12 protein-coding genes, 2 tRNA genes and 3 rRNA genes are annotated in these 16,775 nt (G+C 57.3%); 9 read left to right on the top strand and 8 right to left on the bottom strand.

Translation table 11 applies throughout. The features are described from left to right. Positions 1-24: 24 nt before the first annotated feature. Positions 25-483, bottom strand: a complete 459-nt coding sequence (locus BB029_RS15575; RefSeq protein WP_065939878.1) for a VOC family protein — start codon at positions 481-483, stop codon at positions 25-27. Between the two features lie 91 nt (positions 484-574). Further along, positions 575-1,015, bottom strand: coding sequence for a redox-sensitive transcriptional activator SoxR (gene soxR / locus BB029_RS15570; RefSeq protein ID WP_027607129.1), 441 nt, complete (start codon positions 1,013-1,015; stop codon positions 575-577). A gap of 99 nt (positions 1,016-1,114) precedes the next feature. On the opposite strand from soxR, the gene BB029_RS15565 reads away from it, so the two are divergent. Next, positions 1,115-1,480, top strand: a complete 366-nt coding sequence (locus tag BB029_RS15565) for an antibiotic biosynthesis monooxygenase (RefSeq protein WP_065924540.1) — start codon at positions 1,115-1,117, stop codon at positions 1,478-1,480. Here the strand turns inward: BB029_RS15565 and BB029_RS15560 are convergent. The 4 genes from BB029_RS15560 to msuE are packed head-to-tail and all read right to left on the bottom strand — an operon-like array spanning position 1,469 to position 5,540. Further along, positions 1,469-2,572 carry a sigma-54-dependent Fis family transcriptional regulator gene (locus tag BB029_RS15560; protein ID WP_065924541.1) on the bottom strand — a complete coding sequence of 368 codons (1,104 nt, stop codon included), beginning with the start codon at positions 2,570-2,572 and terminating at the stop codon, positions 1,469-1,471. The genes BB029_RS15565 and BB029_RS15560 overlap by 12 nt on opposite strands. 12 nt (positions 2,573-2,584) lie before the next feature. Then, positions 2,585-3,772, bottom strand: coding sequence for an acyl-CoA dehydrogenase family protein (locus BB029_RS15555; protein ID WP_065939877.1), 1,188 nt, complete (start codon positions 3,770-3,772; stop codon positions 2,585-2,587). Between the two features lie 55 nt (positions 3,773-3,827). Next, the gene (gene ssuD / locus BB029_RS15550) at positions 3,828-4,967 is read right to left on the bottom strand and encodes an FMNH2-dependent alkanesulfonate monooxygenase (RefSeq protein WP_027607133.1); all 1,140 of its coding nucleotides are present in this window, start codon (positions 4,965-4,967) and stop codon (positions 3,828-3,830) included. A 9-nt stretch (positions 4,968-4,976) separates the two neighbouring features. Further along, entirely contained in the window at positions 4,977-5,540 is a 564-nt protein-coding gene (msuE, locus tag BB029_RS15545; RefSeq protein ID WP_027607134.1) for an FMN reductase, read from the bottom strand. Positions 5,541-5,938: 398 nt separating this feature from the next. Here msuE and BB029_RS15540 point away from each other — a divergent pair, with 398 nt between their 5' ends. The 3 genes from BB029_RS15540 to BB029_RS15530 all read left to right on the top strand — a co-directional run bounded on the left by BB029_RS15540 (position 5,939) and on the right by BB029_RS15530 (position 9,451). After that, positions 5,939-6,208: a hypothetical protein gene (locus BB029_RS15540; protein WP_065924558.1), complete on the top strand. Its 270-nt coding sequence runs from the start codon at positions 5,939-5,941 to the stop codon at positions 6,206-6,208. Positions 6,209-6,442: 234 nt separating this feature from the next. Continuing rightward, positions 6,443-7,603 (top strand): cysteine desulfurase family protein, encoded by a 1,161-nt coding sequence (locus BB029_RS15535; protein ID WP_065939876.1) that lies wholly within the window; start codon positions 6,443-6,445, stop codon positions 7,601-7,603. Positions 7,604-7,642: 39 nt separating this feature from the next. Continuing rightward, the gene (locus BB029_RS15530) at positions 7,643-9,451 is read left to right on the top strand and encodes an aminopeptidase P family protein (RefSeq protein WP_065939875.1); all 1,809 of its coding nucleotides are present in this window, start codon (positions 7,643-7,645) and stop codon (positions 9,449-9,451) included. A gap of 106 nt (positions 9,452-9,557) precedes the next feature. Here the strand turns inward: BB029_RS15530 and BB029_RS15525 are convergent, their stop codons facing one another. Together BB029_RS15525 and rhtA are read right to left on the bottom strand one after the other, a co-directional pair. Then, positions 9,558-9,839: a hypothetical protein gene (locus BB029_RS15525; protein WP_065939874.1), complete on the bottom strand. Its 282-nt coding sequence runs from the start codon at positions 9,837-9,839 to the stop codon at positions 9,558-9,560. 165 nt (positions 9,840-10,004) lie between these two features. Then, entirely contained in the window at positions 10,005-10,892 is an 888-nt protein-coding gene (gene rhtA / locus BB029_RS15520; RefSeq protein ID WP_065939873.1) for a threonine/homoserine exporter RhtA, read from the bottom strand. Between the two features lie 699 nt (positions 10,893-11,591). On the opposite strand from rhtA, the gene BB029_RS15515 reads away from it, so the two are divergent. From BB029_RS15515 to rrf, 5 genes are all read left to right on the top strand, one after another. Beyond that, positions 11,592-13,128 (top strand): 16S ribosomal RNA (locus BB029_RS15515). A gap of 83 nt (positions 13,129-13,211) precedes the next feature. Beyond that, positions 13,212-13,288, top strand: a tRNA-Ile gene (locus BB029_RS15510). 30 nt (positions 13,289-13,318) lie between these two features. Next, a tRNA-Ala gene (locus BB029_RS15505) sits at positions 13,319-13,394 on the top strand. A 249-nt stretch (positions 13,395-13,643) separates the two neighbouring features. Continuing rightward, positions 13,644-16,535, top strand: a 23S ribosomal RNA gene (locus BB029_RS15500). Between the two features lie 152 nt (positions 16,536-16,687). Next, positions 16,688-16,775, top strand: a 5S ribosomal RNA gene (gene rrf / locus BB029_RS15495); the annotation flags it as partial.

The following is a 16,775-nucleotide window of genomic DNA, read 5'->3' as shown; positions in this document are numbered from 1 at the left end:
GAGCCGGCGGACCGGCCCCGGTGCTCAGCCTTGCTTGAACATTTCCATGGCGCGCTGACGGATCTGTTCTTCGCTGAGGTCTTCCTTGCGGGTGGCGAGGTACCAAAGGTGACCGTATGGATCCTTCACGCTGCCCGAACGGTCGCCATAGAATCGGTCCTCTGGTTCGGACACCACGCTGGCGCCCGCTGCGACGGCTTGTTTGAACTGTGCGTCTACGTCGTTCACATAGAGATGCAAAGCGACACTGGTGCGTTCAGCCGGATTGCTCAGGGACATCTCATCGCAGGGCGTGCCCAGCATGATCGCTGAGTCACCAATGCGCAGTTCGGCATGGCCGACCCTGCCATCGGGCATGTCCAGGCGCGTGATTTGAGTGGCGCCGAAGGCCTTTTTGTAAAACTCGATAGCCTCTGAAGCTTTGTCGATGCCCATATAGGGCGTGACACTGTGATAACCCTCGGGAATCGGTTTAACGCTCATTTCGTTCTCCTTGATTGTGGTTGTGGAGGCACGGCCTCTTCACTATAGGCCATGCCCATCAAGGGCTCCGAGGGCCCCGACAAGGGGGCGTTCAGCCAGGCTCCAGCAATTGCGCCCCCGGCCCGCGCCCACCAAGCTGGTCATCCGGGTTGCGCAACGGGCACGCGTCCAGCGACAAGCATCCACACCCAATACAACCGGTGAGTTTGTCCCGCAGCAGCATCAGCTTATGGATGCGCTCATCGAGGTCTTCCCGCCACAGCGCGGACAACCGCTCCCAATCCTGAGCGTTGGGCGTGCGCCCTTCCGGCAACGTCTGCAATGCCTCGCCAATCGTCGCCAGTGGAATTCCCAGGCGCTGGGCGATCTTGATCACCACCACCCGACGCAGTACATCCCGTGGATAGCGTCGTTGATTGCCGGCATTGCGATGACTCTTGATCAGCCCCTTGGTTTCGTAGAAGTGCAGGGCCGTAACAGCTACACCGCTACGGGCTGCCAGTTGGCCGACGGTGAGCTCTTTGGTAACCATGAAAACTCCAATTAAGCGCTTGACCTTGACTTAACTAGAGGTTTTACCCTGCGTGGTATCGAATCACAAGATTCTGCCTACAGAGAAAGGGGAGTGTTCATGCAGGTATCAGAGAAGAATCGCAGTTTCACTCAACTGATCGAGTTTCACATCGAACCCCAGCAACAAGTGGCGCTGGTGGCGGCCTTGTCCACCCAAAGTGAACGCCTGGCCCAGGGCCATGGCGGCTTTATCAATGCGAGCGTGCAGGTCAGCGAAGACGGGCGGCGGGTGCTCAATTACCTGCAATGGCGCTCCCGCGAGGACGGCGAAGCGGCGTTCCAATGCTTTGAACACGGCGAGGAAGATTTCTGGACGCTGATCCGCGCCCACCAGGCCACGGCCGTGACCTTTGGTTCGTTCCAGGTATTGCGCAGTTTCGAACGCAGCCATGACAACGCGTTGCACTGTCGCCTAAATGGATAGGTGCAGCATGCGCTCGCCCTGCACGTTTTCTCCAGGGCGACGCTTGTTCACCGCCAACTCGCCGATCTTGATCAGGCGTGTGCGCGTGACGTTGCGGCTCAGGCCCAGCAAGTTGGCGGTGTGCACCTGGTTGTAATGGCTGAAGCGGTAGGCGGCGCGCAATAGCGCGTCTTCAACCTTTTCGTGCAGGGCACCGGCCTGTTCTTCGAAGAGCTTTTGAAACGCGCGCTCCAGCAAGGCTTCGGCGCTGTTGTCGGTGCCGTGCTGGCTGTCGTCCTGGCGCTCGATGCGCATGTTTGACAGGCGCAGGTCGTCGCGTTCGATCACACCGTTACGGCAGATCAGCAGGGTGTGGTGGATCACGTTTTCCAATTCGCGGATGTTGCCCGGCCAGCTGTAGCTCTTTAGCTTGTGTTCGGCCTCGCGGCTGATGGTGATCGGGCCGTAGCCCAGGCGTTGGCTGTAGGCTTCGATAAAATGCCGGGTCAGCGGCAGGATATCGCCGGGGCGCTCGCGCAGCGGGCTGAGCTCGAGACTGACGACGTCGAGGCGGTAGTAGAGGTCTTCGCGGAAATGCCCGGCGTTGATGGCCTTTTCCAGCTGCACGTTGGTGGCGGCCAGTACCCGCACATCGATCGGAATGCTCTTACGCGACCCCAGGCGCACCACTTCGCGCTCCTGTAGGACGCGCAGCAGCTTGACCTGGATGGGCATCGGCAAATCGCCGATTTCATCGAGGAACAAGGTGCCACCATCGGCCTCTTCGAACCAGCCTGCCTTGGCGCTGAGGGCGCCGGTAAACGCGCCTTTTTCATGGCCGAACAACTCGGCTTCCACCAGGGATTCGGAGAACGCGCCGCAGTTCACCGCAACGAACGGCCGGTTGCGCCGCGCGCTGAGGTTGTGGATGTGGCGCGCCACCAGCTCTTTACCGGTACCGGTCTCGCCGATGATCAGCACGCTGGCTTCGCTGGGTGCCACTTGCTGGATGTGGTCGAGCAGCGCCCTGGATTTCGGGTCTTCGAAGACCTGGGCCGTGGCGCGGATCGACGTCGCGAGGGCGGGCGAGGGCGGTAAGGTTAGAAGCTGCATGGGCACCTCTTTTTATGAGTAGAACGTCGGAATCGGCAGGGATAGGTTCAACGCCCAGTCCCCCAGTTCGTGGAGCTTGTAATCCACCGGGTCGTGCAGGGTTTGTGTGCGCAGGTTGCGCCAATGACGATCCAGGCGCAGGGATGCGTGGGTGGAGCGCGCGCCGGTGACTTCAAACAGGCGGCTGCACAGGTCCAGGCCTTGGCGGGTGGCGGCGACCTTGGCGGTCGCAATGGCAATCGCCAGTTGACCGCGTTCGTTTTCGCTGAGGTTGGGGCCTTTTGCCCATGCCTGGTCGAGCAGCTCGGCAGCGCGTTCCACCAACAGGCGCACACCCTCCAGGGCCACCCAGAATTCGCCGTAGTGATGCAGTACGTAAGGGTCCTGGCGCACGTCTTCGGTTGAGGACTTGTGCCAGGAACGGGTCTCGGTGAGCGTGTAGTTGCGCGCTTCTTCGAAGGCACCTTCGGCGATGCCGAGGAACATATGGGTGAAGGTCAATTGGGCGATCAGCGGGCGCAGGCAGGCAAAAGGCGTGCTCAGCGGGCCCGGGTCGAGCAGCAATTCCGACTCCTCGACGCGCACCCGTTCGAAGCTGGCGCTGCCGCTGTCGGTCTGGCGCTGGCCGATATTGTTCCAGTCGTTGTGCAGGGTGATGCCGCTGCGCCCGCTGGGGATGGCAGCGATCAGCAGCTTGCCGCCGGCGCTTTCATCCACCGCCGAGGCAATCAGCATTTCCGAGTCGCTGGCGCCGGAGCAGAAGCTCTTTTTGCCGGAGAACTCGCGCCAGCCGCCGAAGTCCTTGACCACGGTGCGTGTGTCCAATGGATTGAGGGCGTTGCCCCAGAACCAGTTTTTGCGCGCGGTCTGTTCGAACCAGGGTTGCCATTGGTCCGGCCGCGAGAACAGGCGCACGGTGGCGAGCATCAGGTGGTGGAAGCCGAAGACGTGGGCAATGGAGCTGTCGACCTTGGCGAACTCGCGCACGATGGCCAGGGTGTCACTCCAGCGGGCGCCGAGGCCGCCGTATTGGGTGGGAATGCTCAGGGCCAGCAGGCCGCTTTGGCGCAGGGCGTCACGTTCGGTCTTGGGGGTGCCACCGCGCTCGTCGCGCTCGACGGCAGTGAGGGCGAATTCGGCGGCCAGCAGTCTGGCGGTCTGCAACGGTGATGGCAGGACGCTATGGGGTTTGGCTGTCACGGGTTTTCCTCTTTATAAGCGGGAACGACCAATGCCGCTCCCGCCGCTGCGCCGATCAGGCCTTGGCTGGCAGAACATCGTTGGCAATCATTTCGCCGAACGGGCCAGTGAGGTTGGTGATGCCGCGTCCGGCCAAACTGGCATAGGGTTCCGGCAGCAGCGGGAACACCAGCTCGGCAAAGCGATAGGCTTCTTCCAGGTGCGGGTAGCCGGAGAAGATGAAGCTTTCGATGCCCAGGTCGGCGTATTCCTTGATGCGCTCGGCTACTTGCCGGGGGTTGCCCACCAGCGCGGTACCGGCACCGCCGCGTACCAGGCCGACACCGGCCCACAGGTTGGGGGCGATTTCCAGGTTGTCGCGGCGCCCGTCATGCAAGGCGGCCATGCGGCGCTGGCCTTCGGAGTCGAAGCGCGAGAAGGATTTTTGTGCGGCGGCAATGGTTTCGTCGCTGATGTGCTCGATCAGCTTGTCGGCGGCTTTCCACGCGTCCTCTTCGGTCTCGCGCACGATCACGTGCAGACGAATGCCGAACTTCACCGTACGCCCGTGGCGGGCAGCGCGTTCACGCACATCCGCGAGTTTTTCGGCGACGGCGGCGGGCGGTTCGCCCCAGGTCAGGTACACATCCACCTGTTCGGCGGCGAGGTCGTGGGCGGCATCCGAGGAACCGCCGAAATATAACGGTGGATAAGGCTTTTGCACCGGAGGGTAAAGCGCCTTGGCGTTCTGCACTCGCAGGTGTTTGCCTTCGAAGTCCACTGATTCGCCCTGCAATACGCGGCGCCAAATTTGCAGGAATTCGTCGGAGACTTCGTAGCGTTCGCTGTGGTCGAGGAAGCTGCCGTCGCCGCGGTTCTCGTCGGGATCACCGCCGGTGACCACATTGATCAGCAGGCGACCGTTGGACAGGCGATCCAGGGTCGCCGCCATGCGCGCAGAAACGGTCGGCGAGATGATGCCCGGGCGAATTGCCACCAGGTAACGCAGGCGTTCGGTCAGCGGCACCAACGCCGAGGCGATGACCCAGGAGTCTTCGCACGAGCGGCCGGTAGGAATCAGCACGCCGTGGTAACCCAGGCTGTCAGCCGCCTGCGCGACTTGCTTCAGATAATTGAGGGTGACCGGCCGTGCACCTTGGGTGGTGCCCAGGTAATGACCGTCGCCATGTGTTGGCAGAAACCAGAAAACATCCATGACCAATCCTTAAGCGATTTTCAGCAGAGAGGGGGAGTGCGCTGCAAACAACGGCGCTGCGCGTTCTGCCGCAAGGCGTATACGGCCCTTCAAGGGCTCACTGGTTATTTGGTAATCGGTGAAGTCGGCCTCGGTGGCGTACACCCCGATCGGCAGGGTCAGGGCCTGGAAGAAGCTGAACAGCGGCCGCAGTTGGTGATCGAGAACCAGCGCGTGGCGTTCGCTGCCGCCGGTGGCTGCGAGTAATACCGGGGTGTCGATCAGGGCGTTGAGGCCAACCAGGTCAAACAGATGCTTGAGCAGGCCAGGGTAGGAACCGCGATAGACCGGTGCGGCGACGATCAGCAGGTCGGCCTGTTCGATGGCCACCAGTTGGGCTTCGACCTCGGCGGGCAACTCATCCCGTGACAGCGCACCACCGAGCGGCCGGGCAATGTCGCCCAGTTCGATCAGGGTGGTCTGGATCGGCAGCAAGGTCGCCAATTCAGCCAGTACGGCTTGGGTCAGCACGAGGGTACGGGACGGGCGCCAGGTTCCGCCGGAGAGGGCAACGACATTCAGGGGACGGGTCATGAACAGTTCCTTTATCAACAGTGGTTCATAGCAGGTGGAGTGCAACCTGTTGAGCAAGAGCTGTACCAACGGGTGCAGGCCTTGATTGGCGTGGGTTGCAGGTTCACTGCTGAAAAATGCTGCTGTTGTCTGACTGGTGATTTGTTGAATGGCTGTTGCCTGGCAAACAGTTGCGTGGCGAACAGTGCAGTTGCGGTGCAAGTCCTTTATAGAGCGTTGCATTTATTCCGTAAATGAACGTATTTCCATATTTATAGATCATAAGGAAATATAAGGAGGAGCTATCGAGGGTGCGTTGGCGGTTGATAGCGACTATCACGGACGGTGATTTTTCACTCTGTGAGGTCGGGAGTAGCCTGTGTTCATTGACTCGAAACCTTCTTTCCAGGGCTACCGCCATGAACCGATTTCTTGCTGTTTGCTTAGTGATTGTCAGCGCCGTACTCGCCGGGTGTGCGAGCCATCCATCGCCGGAATTGCGTCCCTACACGGCCGAAGAGAGCAAGCAACTGGCCCTGGAAGCGCTGAGCCGTCGTGGCTTGTCGTTTGATGAATATCAACAGCAGCGCGCCGCACTGACCGGCCAGCCACAGAAGCCCTTCGGATTTGATCGCCAGGGCGAAATGAACGCCGAGCGCAACGTGGTTTTGCATGGTCGTCCCAGTTGAGTTGGTACTGCGCAGCAAAAAGCCCGAGGCTTCCCTTAAAGGAACCTCGGGCTTTTTGTTTGCCATGGCACGACTTCAGCCTGTTAAGCTGAATTTCAGGAGCGTTCCTACGCACATTTACTTAAAGTTGTCCTTCTTTAATGGCATTCGATCCGGTAAACCTGACGACCTCTGTTCCGGCCGATGCCCCTGAGACGCTGCTCTCGGGAACCTGCTCTGCGAGTCTTGACTGTCATGAATAAACGTCCGCTGTATTTCGACTACGCCGCTACCACCCCGGTGGACGAACGCGTCATCCAGGTGATGGTCGAGTGTCTGGGCTTCAATGCCAATTTCGGTAACCCCGCGTCCAGTTCCCACGCGTTCGGCCAGGCGGCCCGGCAAACGGTTGAGCAGGCGCGTCGCCAGGTGGCCGAACTGGTCGGCGCACAGCCTGAACAGATCGTCTGGACCTCCGGCGCTACTGAGTCCAACAACCTCGCGATCAAGGGCGTTGCCCAGGCGCGTGGCGTGGCGGGCGGGCATATCATCACCAGCCAGATTGAACACAAGGCCACGCTGGATACCGCGCGCCAGTTGCAGGAAGCCGGTGTGGCCGTGACTTACCTGGTGCCGGACGCCGACGGGTTGATCAGCGCCGACGCCGTCAGCGAGACATTGCGTGAAGACACCTTTCTGGTATCGCTGATGCTGGTGAATAACGAACTGGGCACCCTCAATGACATCCCCGCCATCGGCGCGCGCGTGCGTGAGCATGGCGCGTTGTTGCATGTCGACGCGGCGCAGGGCGCGGGCAAGGTGGAGATCGACCTGGCGCAGTGGCCGGTGGATTTGATGTCGTTTTCCGCGCACAAGCTGTATGGCCCCAAGGGGATTGGCGCGCTGTATGTCGGCCCTCGGGCGCAACAGAAAGTGTCGGCACAGATTCATGGTGGCGGCCACGAGGGGGGCTTGCGCTCCGGTACCCTGGCCACTCATCAGATTGCGGGCATGGGCGCGGCATTCGCCTTGGCGGCGGCGTCTTTTGCGCAGGAGAAGGTAGTCATCACGGCCTTGCGCCAGCGCCTGCTGGAGCAGTTGGATACGCTCGGTGGCGTGCGCCTCAATGGCAGCCCTGCGCAGCGCATTCCTCACACCCTCAGCCTGACGTTCAGCGAAGGTGAATTCGACGCTGCTGCGTTGAGTGCGGGCATCGCCTTTTCGGCGACCTCGGCCTGCAACTCCGCGAGCAATGCGCCTTCCCACGTGCTGCTTGCGTTGGGCCTTGACGCACGTTCTGCCGGCCGCACCATACGTTTGAGCCTGGGCCGGTTTACCACCGAGCAGGACATCGACCAGGCCGTGCAATTGATCAAGGCCGCACTGGCCAGCGCACCGGCGTTCTGGGCCGTCTGATTTTCACATAACAATTATTAGTGGTTAGCAGGAGACACAATGAGTACGCAGCCTTTGACCCATGGAACGGTTCCCCAGCGCCTGGCGCACACCCGCGAACTGATGAGCCGCGAGGGCATTCACGCCCTGCTGGTGCCATCGGCTGACCCGCATTTGTCCGAATATTTGCCGGGTTACTGGCAGGGGCGCCAATGGTTGTCGGGGTTCCATGGCTCGGTAGGCACGCTGATTGTCACTGCGGATTTCGCCGGTGTCTGGGCCGACAGCCGTTACTGGGAACAGGCGACCAAGGAGCTCAAGGGCAGTGGCATTGAATTGGTCAAGCTGCAACCGGGCCAACCCGGGCCGTTGGAGTGGCTGGCCGAGCAGACGCCGGAAGGCGGTGTGGTGGCGGTGGACGGTGCGGTCATGGCTGTCGCGTCGGCGCGCACCTTGGGCGCCAGGCTGGCAGAGCGCGGGGCGCGCCTGCGGACCGATATCGACGTACTCGATGCAGTTTGGAAGGACCGTCCGAGCCTGCCGAGCCAGCCGATCTATCAGCATCTGCCACCGCAAGCGACCGTCAGCCGTGGCGATAAACTTGCCGCACTGCGCGCCAGTTTGAAAGAGAAGGGCGCCGACTGGCACTTCATCGCCACCCTGGATGACATCGCCTGGCTGTTCAACCTGCGTGGCGGCGATGTTTCGTTTAACCCGGTGTTTGTGTCGTTTGCGTTGATCAATCAACAACAGGCCACGTTGTTTGTGGCGCTGAGTAAAGTCGACGCGGACCTGCGTGCGGTGCTTGCGCAGGATGGTGTGACGTTGCGCGACTACAGCGACGTGGCGGATGCACTGCGCGCGGTGCCATCGGGCGCCAGCATGCAGGTTGACCCGGCCCGCGTTACTGCCGGTCTGCTGGAAAACCTGGATGCCGGCGTCAAGCTGATCGAAGGGTTGAACCCCACCACGCTGGCCAAATCCCGCAAGAGCCTGGCGGACGCGGAGCACATCCGCCGAGCCATGGAACAGGACGGCGCGGCGCTGTGCGAATTCTTCGCCTGGCTGGACAGTGCACTCGGACGTGAACGCATCACTGAATTGACCATTGATGAACACCTGACGGCTGCGCGCACCCGTCGCCCCGATTACGTGTCGCTGAGTTTCAATACCATCGCAGCGTTCAATGCCAATGGGGCCATGCCGCATTACCACGCCACCGAAGAAGAGCATGCGGTAATCGAAGGCGACGGCTTGCTGCTGATCGACTCGGGTGGCCAGTATTTGGGCGGTACCACGGATATCACGCGGATGGTGCCTATCGGTACGCCGAGCGACGAACAGAAACGTGACTGCACCCGTGTGCTGAAGGGCGTGATTGCACTGTCACGTGCGCATTTCCCCAAAGGCATTCTATCGCCGCTGCTGGATTCCATTGCCCGTGCGCCGATCTGGGCCGAAGGCGTGGACTACGGCCACGGTACCGGGCACGGCGTAGGGTACTTCCTCAATGTGCATGAAGGCCCACAAGTGATCGCCTACCAGGCCGCCACTGCGCCGCAAACCGCGATGCAGCCAGGGATGATCACCTCCATCGAGCCGGGCACCTACCGCCCTGGACGTTGGGGCGTGCGTATAGAGAACCTGGTATTGAACCGCGAGGCAGGCAAGACCGAGTTTGGTGAGTTCCTCTCGTTTGAAACCCTGACCTTGTGCCCGATCGACACCCGTTGCCTGGAGCCGTCGCTGCTCACGGTGGAAGAGCGCGAGTGGTTCAACGCCTATCACGCCCAGGTGCGTGAACGTCTGAGCCCGCTACTCAGCGGTGCTGCGTTGGAGTGGTTGCAGGTGCGCACGACGGCTATTTGATCTGTTGCAAAATCAGGAGCTGCAATAATTCAGTTGCAGCGCCGCGTTGGGGTGAGGTTGTATCAGGCATGTGGATGAGCAGTCGCTGGTGACTGCTCGGAGGAGATCACTTGCAGATAACGATCATGCTGCGGCTGGTATAGCCGGCAGGGTTTAGGCCGAAGGGGTAGTCCCCTGGTTCCTCGGAATTGTCACCGGACTTGGCGATAACCCGGTAGCCCTTCGCGCCACAAGAGTTGGTTGCACTGGTGTAGCACTGGTCCCAGGAAGAAGACAGGCCGGAACAGTTGATATGCAGCCCTTTTTTGCCGCGTTTTACTTCTGTCTTGGTAGTCGCGGCACAGCCAGCAAGGGCCACGACCATTAACAGTATCAAAATTCGCTTCATTCCCATCCTTATATAGCCGCTTCACAATGCTCGAAGTCGGCTCTACTCGCTCTCGAGTGTAGCGTTCGCGCTGTCCTTGTCGAAAAACTCCATGAATGACATTCGTTTGCAGTTTAAACATGGCCTAAATACGCGGCAAATACCAGAGCAACTTTCAAAGATGATTCAATCCGCCGGAACCAGCGGCTTGGAGTCATTGCGCATTGTCAACGTCGCACCTACCGAGGCCATGATGATGCAACTTATGGCCAGCCATTGCGGTAGGGATAGATGTTCCTGCAGGAAGAAAAGTCCTGAGAGCGCACCGAAAGCAGGCTCAATGCTCATAAGCGTTCCGAATGTGCGGGCGGGGAGGCGTGTCAGCGCTACCATCTCCAGGGTGTAGGGAAGTGCAGTGGACAGAATCGCGACACCAATGGCGACAGGGATCAATGCCGGGGTCAGTAGTGCGGTACCGGCGTGGACAATGCCGATGGGCGCAACAAACAGGGCAGCGATCATTACGCCCAGGGCGGCGGTCTGGACGCCGTTGTCGTTGCCTGCTTTCTGTCCGAACAGAATGTAGAGTGCCCAGCAAGCCCCCGCCCCCAAAGCATAGGTCGCGCCGGCCAGGTCGATTCCGCTGCTGGCTTCCCCCGTGGGGATCAGCAGGAGCAGGCCGATGATAGCGAGTGCTATCCACAGGAAGTCTACCGCTCGGCGCGACGCGTAGATCGCGACGGCGAGCGGTCCGGTGAATTCAAGGGCTACGGCAATGCCCAACGGAACGCTGCGCAAGGACATATAGAAGAGGAAATTCATGCCGCCCAAGGCCATGCCGTATACAACCACTGTACGCAGGGATTTTGCGGTCAGCCTGGCGCGCCATGGTCGCAAGATGAGCAACATGATTACGCTGGCGAAGATCAGGCGCAGGGTTGTGGTGCCCTGGGCTCCGACAATCGGGAACATGCTCTTGGCCAGTGAGGCTCCGGACTGGATGGAGGCCATGGCGATCAACAGCAGGCCGACAGGAAACAACGCCGAGGCCAAGCTGCGGGGGGAGGTGGTCATTGGGGCGTTCGTCCGAGGTCATATTCGAGAATCAGGGACCGCTATGATGCTTAACTGTTCGGATTTGAGCAATATATTGCTCAATTCGACAACGAGACCTTCTATATATAGAGGGATTTATAGGTTGGCAGGCCCTTTGATAGAAAAAGCTAAATTAAGTATTGACGGCAGATCCTGGAAGTCTATAATTCGCCCCACTTCCGGCGCAGTCGAAACGTAAAACTCATTGGTAAACAATGAGTTATGCAGAATAAGGCAGCGGATTGCTTCAGTTCATCGAGGCCCAGAAGAAGTTGGTAGGGTCGTGTTGTTTGACGCTATTAACGATTCGATCTTCTCGGTCGAAAGCGGAGAAAAAAGAGGTGTTGACAGCAGCGTGTAACGCTGTAGAATTCGCCTCCCGCTAACGAGAGATCGCAAGCGCAAGTGGTTGAAGTTGTTGAAGAAATCTTCGAAAGCTTCTGAAAATAATCACTTGACAGCAAATGAGGCTGCTGTAGAATGCGCGCCTCGGTTGAGACGAAAGCTCTTAACCAACCGCTCTTTAACAACTGAATCAAGCAATTCGTGTGGGTGCTTGTGGAGTCAGACTGATAGTCAACAAGATTATCAGCATCACAAGTTACTCCGCGAGAAATCAAAGAATAACCAACGATTGCTGAGCCAAGTTTAGGGTTTCTTAAAAACCCAAAGATGTTTGAACTGAAGAGTTTGATCATGGCTCAGATTGAACGCTGGCGGCAGGCCTAACACATGCAAGTCGAGCGGTAGAGAGAAGCTTGCTTCTCTTGAGAGCGGCGGACGGGTGAGTAATGCCTAGGAATCTGCCTGGTAGTGGGGGATAACGTTCGGAAACGGACGCTAATACCGCATACGTCCTACGGGAGAAAGCAGGGGACCTTCGGGCCTTGCGCTATCAGATGAGCCTAGGTCGGATTAGCTAGTTGGTGGGGTAATGGCTCACCAAGGCGACGATCCGTAACTGGTCTGAGAGGATGATCAGTCACACTGGAACTGAGACACGGTCCAGACTCCTACGGGAGGCAGCAGTGGGGAATATTGGACAATGGGCGAAAGCCTGATCCAGCCATGCCGCGTGTGTGAAGAAGGTCTTCGGATTGTAAAGCACTTTAAGTTGGGAGGAAGGGCCATTACCTAATACGTGATGGTTTTGACGTTACCGACAGAATAAGCACCGGCTAACTCTGTGCCAGCAGCCGCGGTAATACAGAGGGTGCAAGCGTTAATCGGAATTACTGGGCGTAAAGCGCGCGTAGGTGGTTTGTTAAGTTGGATGTGAAATCCCCGGGCTCAACCTGGGAACTGCATTCAAAACTGACTGACTAGAGTATGGTAGAGGGTGGTGGAATTTCCTGTGTAGCGGTGAAATGCGTAGATATAGGAAGGAACACCAGTGGCGAAGGCGACCACCTGGACTGATACTGACACTGAGGTGCGAAAGCGTGGGGAGCAAACAGGATTAGATACCCTGGTAGTCCACGCCGTAAACGATGTCAACTAGCCGTTGGGAGCCTTGAGCTCTTAGTGGCGCAGCTAACGCATTAAGTTGACCGCCTGGGGAGTACGGCCGCAAGGTTAAAACTCAAATGAATTGACGGGGGCCCGCACAAGCGGTGGAGCATGTGGTTTAATTCGAAGCAACGCGAAGAACCTTACCAGGCCTTGACATCCAATGAACTTTCCAGAGATGGATTGGTGCCTTCGGGAACATTGAGACAGGTGCTGCATGGCTGTCGTCAGCTCGTGTCGTGAGATGTTGGGTTAAGTCCCGTAACGAGCGCAACCCTTGTCCTTAGTTACCAGCACGTCATGGTGGGCACTCTAAGGAGACTGCCGGTGACAAACCGGAGGAAGGTGGGGATGACGTCAAGTCATCATGGCCCTTACGGCCTGGGCTACACACGTGCTACAATGGTCGGTACAGAGGGTTGCCAAGCCGCGAGGTGGAGCTAATCCCAGAAAACCGATCGTAGTCCGGATCGCAGTCTGCAACTCGACTGCGTGAAGTCGGAATCGCTAGTAATCGCGAATCAGAATGTCGCGGTGAATACGTTCCCGGGCCTTGTACACACCGCCCGTCACACCATGGGAGTGGGTTGCACCAGAAGTAGCTAGTCTAACCTTCGGGAGGACGGTTACCACGGTGTGATTCATGACTGGGGTGAAGTCGTAACAAGGTAGCCGTAGGGGAACCTGCGGCTGGATCACCTCCTTAATCGACGACATCAGCTGCTCCATAAGTTCCCACACGAATTGCTTGATTCATTGAAGAAGACGATAAAGAAGCAGCCCGAAATTGGGTCTGTAGCTCAGTTGGTTAGAGCGCACCCCTGATAAGGGTGAGGTCGGCAGTTCGAATCTGCCCAGACCCACCAATTTTGTGTGGGAAACGCCTGTAGAAATACGGGGCCATAGCTCAGCTGGGAGAGCGCCTGCCTTGCACGCAGGAGGTCAACGGTTCGATCCCGTTTGGCTCCACCACTACTGCTTCTGCGTTATGAAAGCTTAGAAATGAGCATTCCATCAGTATGATGGTGAATGTTGATTTCTAGTCTTTGATTAGATCGTTCTTTAAAAATTTGGGTATGTGATAGAAAGATAGACTGAACGTTACTTTCACTGGTAACGGATCAGGCTAAGGTAAAATTTGTGAGTGGCTCTTAATTGAGTATGATCGAATTTTCGGCGAATGTCGTCTTCACAGTATAACCAGATTGCTTGGGGTTATATGGTCAAGTGAAGAAGCGCATACGGTGGATGCCTTGGCAGTCAGAGGCGATGAAAGACGTGGTAGCCTGCGAAAAGCTTCGGGGAGTCGGCAAACAGACTTTGATCCGGAGATGTCTGAATGGGGGAACCCAGCCATCATAAGATGGTTATCTTGTACTGAATACATAGGTGCAAGAGGCGAACCAGGGGAACTGAAACATCTAAGTACCCTGAGGAAAAGAAATCAACCGAGATTCCCTTAGTAGTGGCGAGCGAACGGGGACTAGCCCTTAAGTGGCTTTGAGATTAGCGGAACGCTCTGGAAAGTGCGGCCATAGTGGGTGATAGCCCTGTACGCGAAAATCTCTTAGTCATGAAATCGAGTAGGACGGAGCACGAGAAACTTTGTCTGAATATGGGGGGACCATCCTCCAAGGCTAAATACTACTGACTGACCGATAGTGAACTAGTACCGTGAGGGAAAGGCGAAAAGAACCCCGGAGAGGGGAGTGAAATAGATCCTGAAACCGTATGCGTACAAGCAGTGGGAGCCCACTTTGTTGGGTGACTGCGTACCTTTTGTATAATGGGTCAGCGACTTATTTTCAGTGGCGAGCTTAACCGAATAGGGGAGGCGTAGCGAAAGCGAGTCTTAATAGGGCGTCTAGTCGCTGGGAATAGACCCGAAACCGGGCGATCTATCCATGGGCAGGTTGAAGGTTGGGTAACACTAACTGGAGGACCGAACCGACTACCGTTGAAAAGTTAGCGGATGACCTGTGGATCGGAGTGAAAGGCTAATCAAGCTCGGAGATAGCTGGTTCTCCTCGAAAGCTATTTAGGTAGCGCCTCATGTATCACTGTAGGGGGTAGAGCACTGTTTCGGCTAGGGGGTCATCCCGACTTACCAAACCGATGCAAACTCCGAATACCTACAAGTGCCGAGCATGGGAGACACACGGCGGGTGCTAACGTCCGTCGTGAAAAGGGAAACAACCCAGACCGTCAGCTAAGGTCCCAAAGTTATGGTTAAGTGGGAAACGATGTGGGAAGGCTTAGACAGCTAGGAGGTTGGCTTAGAAGCAGCCACCCTTTAAAGAAAGCGTAATAGCTCACTAGTCGAGTCGGCCTGCGCGGAAGATGTAACGGGGCTCAAACCATACACCGAAGCTACGGGTATCACGTAAGTGATGCGGTAGAGGAGCGTTCTGTAAGCCTGTGAAGGTGAGTTGAGAAGCTTGCTGGAGGTATCAGAAGTGCGAATGCTGACATGAGTAACGATAATGGGTGTGAAAAACACCCACGCCGAAAGACCAAGGTTTCCTGCGCAACGTTAATCGACGCAGGGTTAGTCGGTCCCTAAGGCGAGGCTGAAAAGCGTAGTCGATGGAAAACAGGTTAATATTCCTGTACTTCTGGTTATTGCGATGGAGGGACGGAGAAGGCTAGGCCAGCTTGGCGTTGGTTGTCCAAGTTTAAGGTGGTAGGCTGGAATCTTAGGTAAATCCGGGATTCTAAGGCCGAGAGCTGATGACGAGTTAACTTTTAGTTAACGAAGTGGTTGATGCCATGCTTCCAAGAAAAGCTTCTAAGCTTCAGGTAACCAGGAACCGTACCCCAAACCGACACAGGTGGTTGGGTAGAGAATACCAAGGCGCTTGAGAGAACTCGGGTGAAGGAACTAGGCAAAATGGCACCGTAACTTCGGGAGAAGGTGCGCCGGTGAGGGTGAAGGACTTGCTCCGTAAGCCCATGCCGGTCGAAGATACCAGGCCGCTGCGACTGTTTATTAAAAACACAGCACTCTGCAAACACGAAAGTGGACGTATAGGGTGTGACGCCTGCCCGGTGCCGGAAGGTTAATTGATGGGGTTAGCTAACGCGAAGCTCTTGATCGAAGCCCCGGTAAACGGCGGCCGTAACTATAACGGTCCTAAGGTAGCGAAATTCCTTGTCGGGTAAGTTCCGACCTGCACGAATGGCGTAACGATGGCGGCGCTGTCTCCACCCGAGACTCAGTGAAATTGAAATCGCTGTGAAGATGCAGTGTATCCGCGGCTAGACGGAAAGACCCCGTGAACCTTTACTATAGCTTTGCACTGGACTTTGAATTTGCTTGTGTAGGATAGGTGGGAGGCTTTGAAGCGTGGACGCCAGTCTGCGTGGAGCCAACCTTGAAATACCACCCTGGCAACTTTGAGGTTCTAACTCAGGTCCGTTATCCGGATCGAGGACAGTGTATGGTGGGTAGTTTGACTGGGGCGGTCTCCTCCTAAAGAGTAACGGAGGAGTACGAAGGTGCGCTCAGACCGGTCGGAAATCGGTCGTAGAGTATAAAGGCAAAAGCGCGCTTGACTGCGAGACAGACACGTCGAGCAGGTACGAAAGTAGGTCTTAGTGATCCGGTGGTTCTGTATGGAAGGGCCATCGCTCAACGGATAAAAGGTACTCCGGGGATAACAGGCTGATACCGCCCAAGAGTTCATATCGACGGCGGTGTTTGGCACCTCGATGTCGGCTCATCACATCCTGGGGCTGAAGCCGGTCCCAAGGGTATGGCTGTTCGCCATTTAAAGTGGTACGCGAGCTGGGTTTAGAACGTCGTGAGACAGTTCGGTCCCTATCTGCCGTGGACGTTTGAGATTTGAGAGGGGCTGCTCCTAGTACGAGAGGACCGGAGTGGACGAACCTCTGGTGTTCCGGTTGTCACGCCAGTGGCATTGCCGGGTAGCTATGTTCGGAATAGATAACCGCTGAAAGCATCTAAGCGGGAAACTAGCCTCAAGATGAGATCTCACTGGGACCTTGAGTCCCCTGAAGGGCCGTCGAAGACTACGACGTTGATAGGTTGGGTGTGTAAGCGCTGTGAGGCGTTGAGCTAACCAATACTAATTGCCCGTGAGGCTTGACCATATAACACCCAAGCAATTTGCGTCGAAAGGCCAGATTGCGGTGTGTGAAGACGCAATGAACCGAAAGTTCGAGATTTCACAAAACACCGACAGCTGTCACATACCCAATTTGCTGAAGCGAGGCCCGCTGGCCACGACTCAGTACCCGAATTTCTTGACGACCATAGAGCATTGGAACCACCTGATCCCATCCCGAACTCAGCAGTGAAACGATGCATCGCCGATGGTAGTGTGGGGTTTC

This window comes from Pseudomonas sp. S3E12, from assembly GCF_001702295.1.
Taxonomy (GTDB): domain Bacteria; phylum Pseudomonadota; class Gammaproteobacteria; order Pseudomonadales; family Pseudomonadaceae; genus Aquipseudomonas; species Aquipseudomonas marginalis.
Note: the sequence above shows the minus strand (reverse complement) of the source record. Positions and strands in the feature narration are given on the sequence as shown.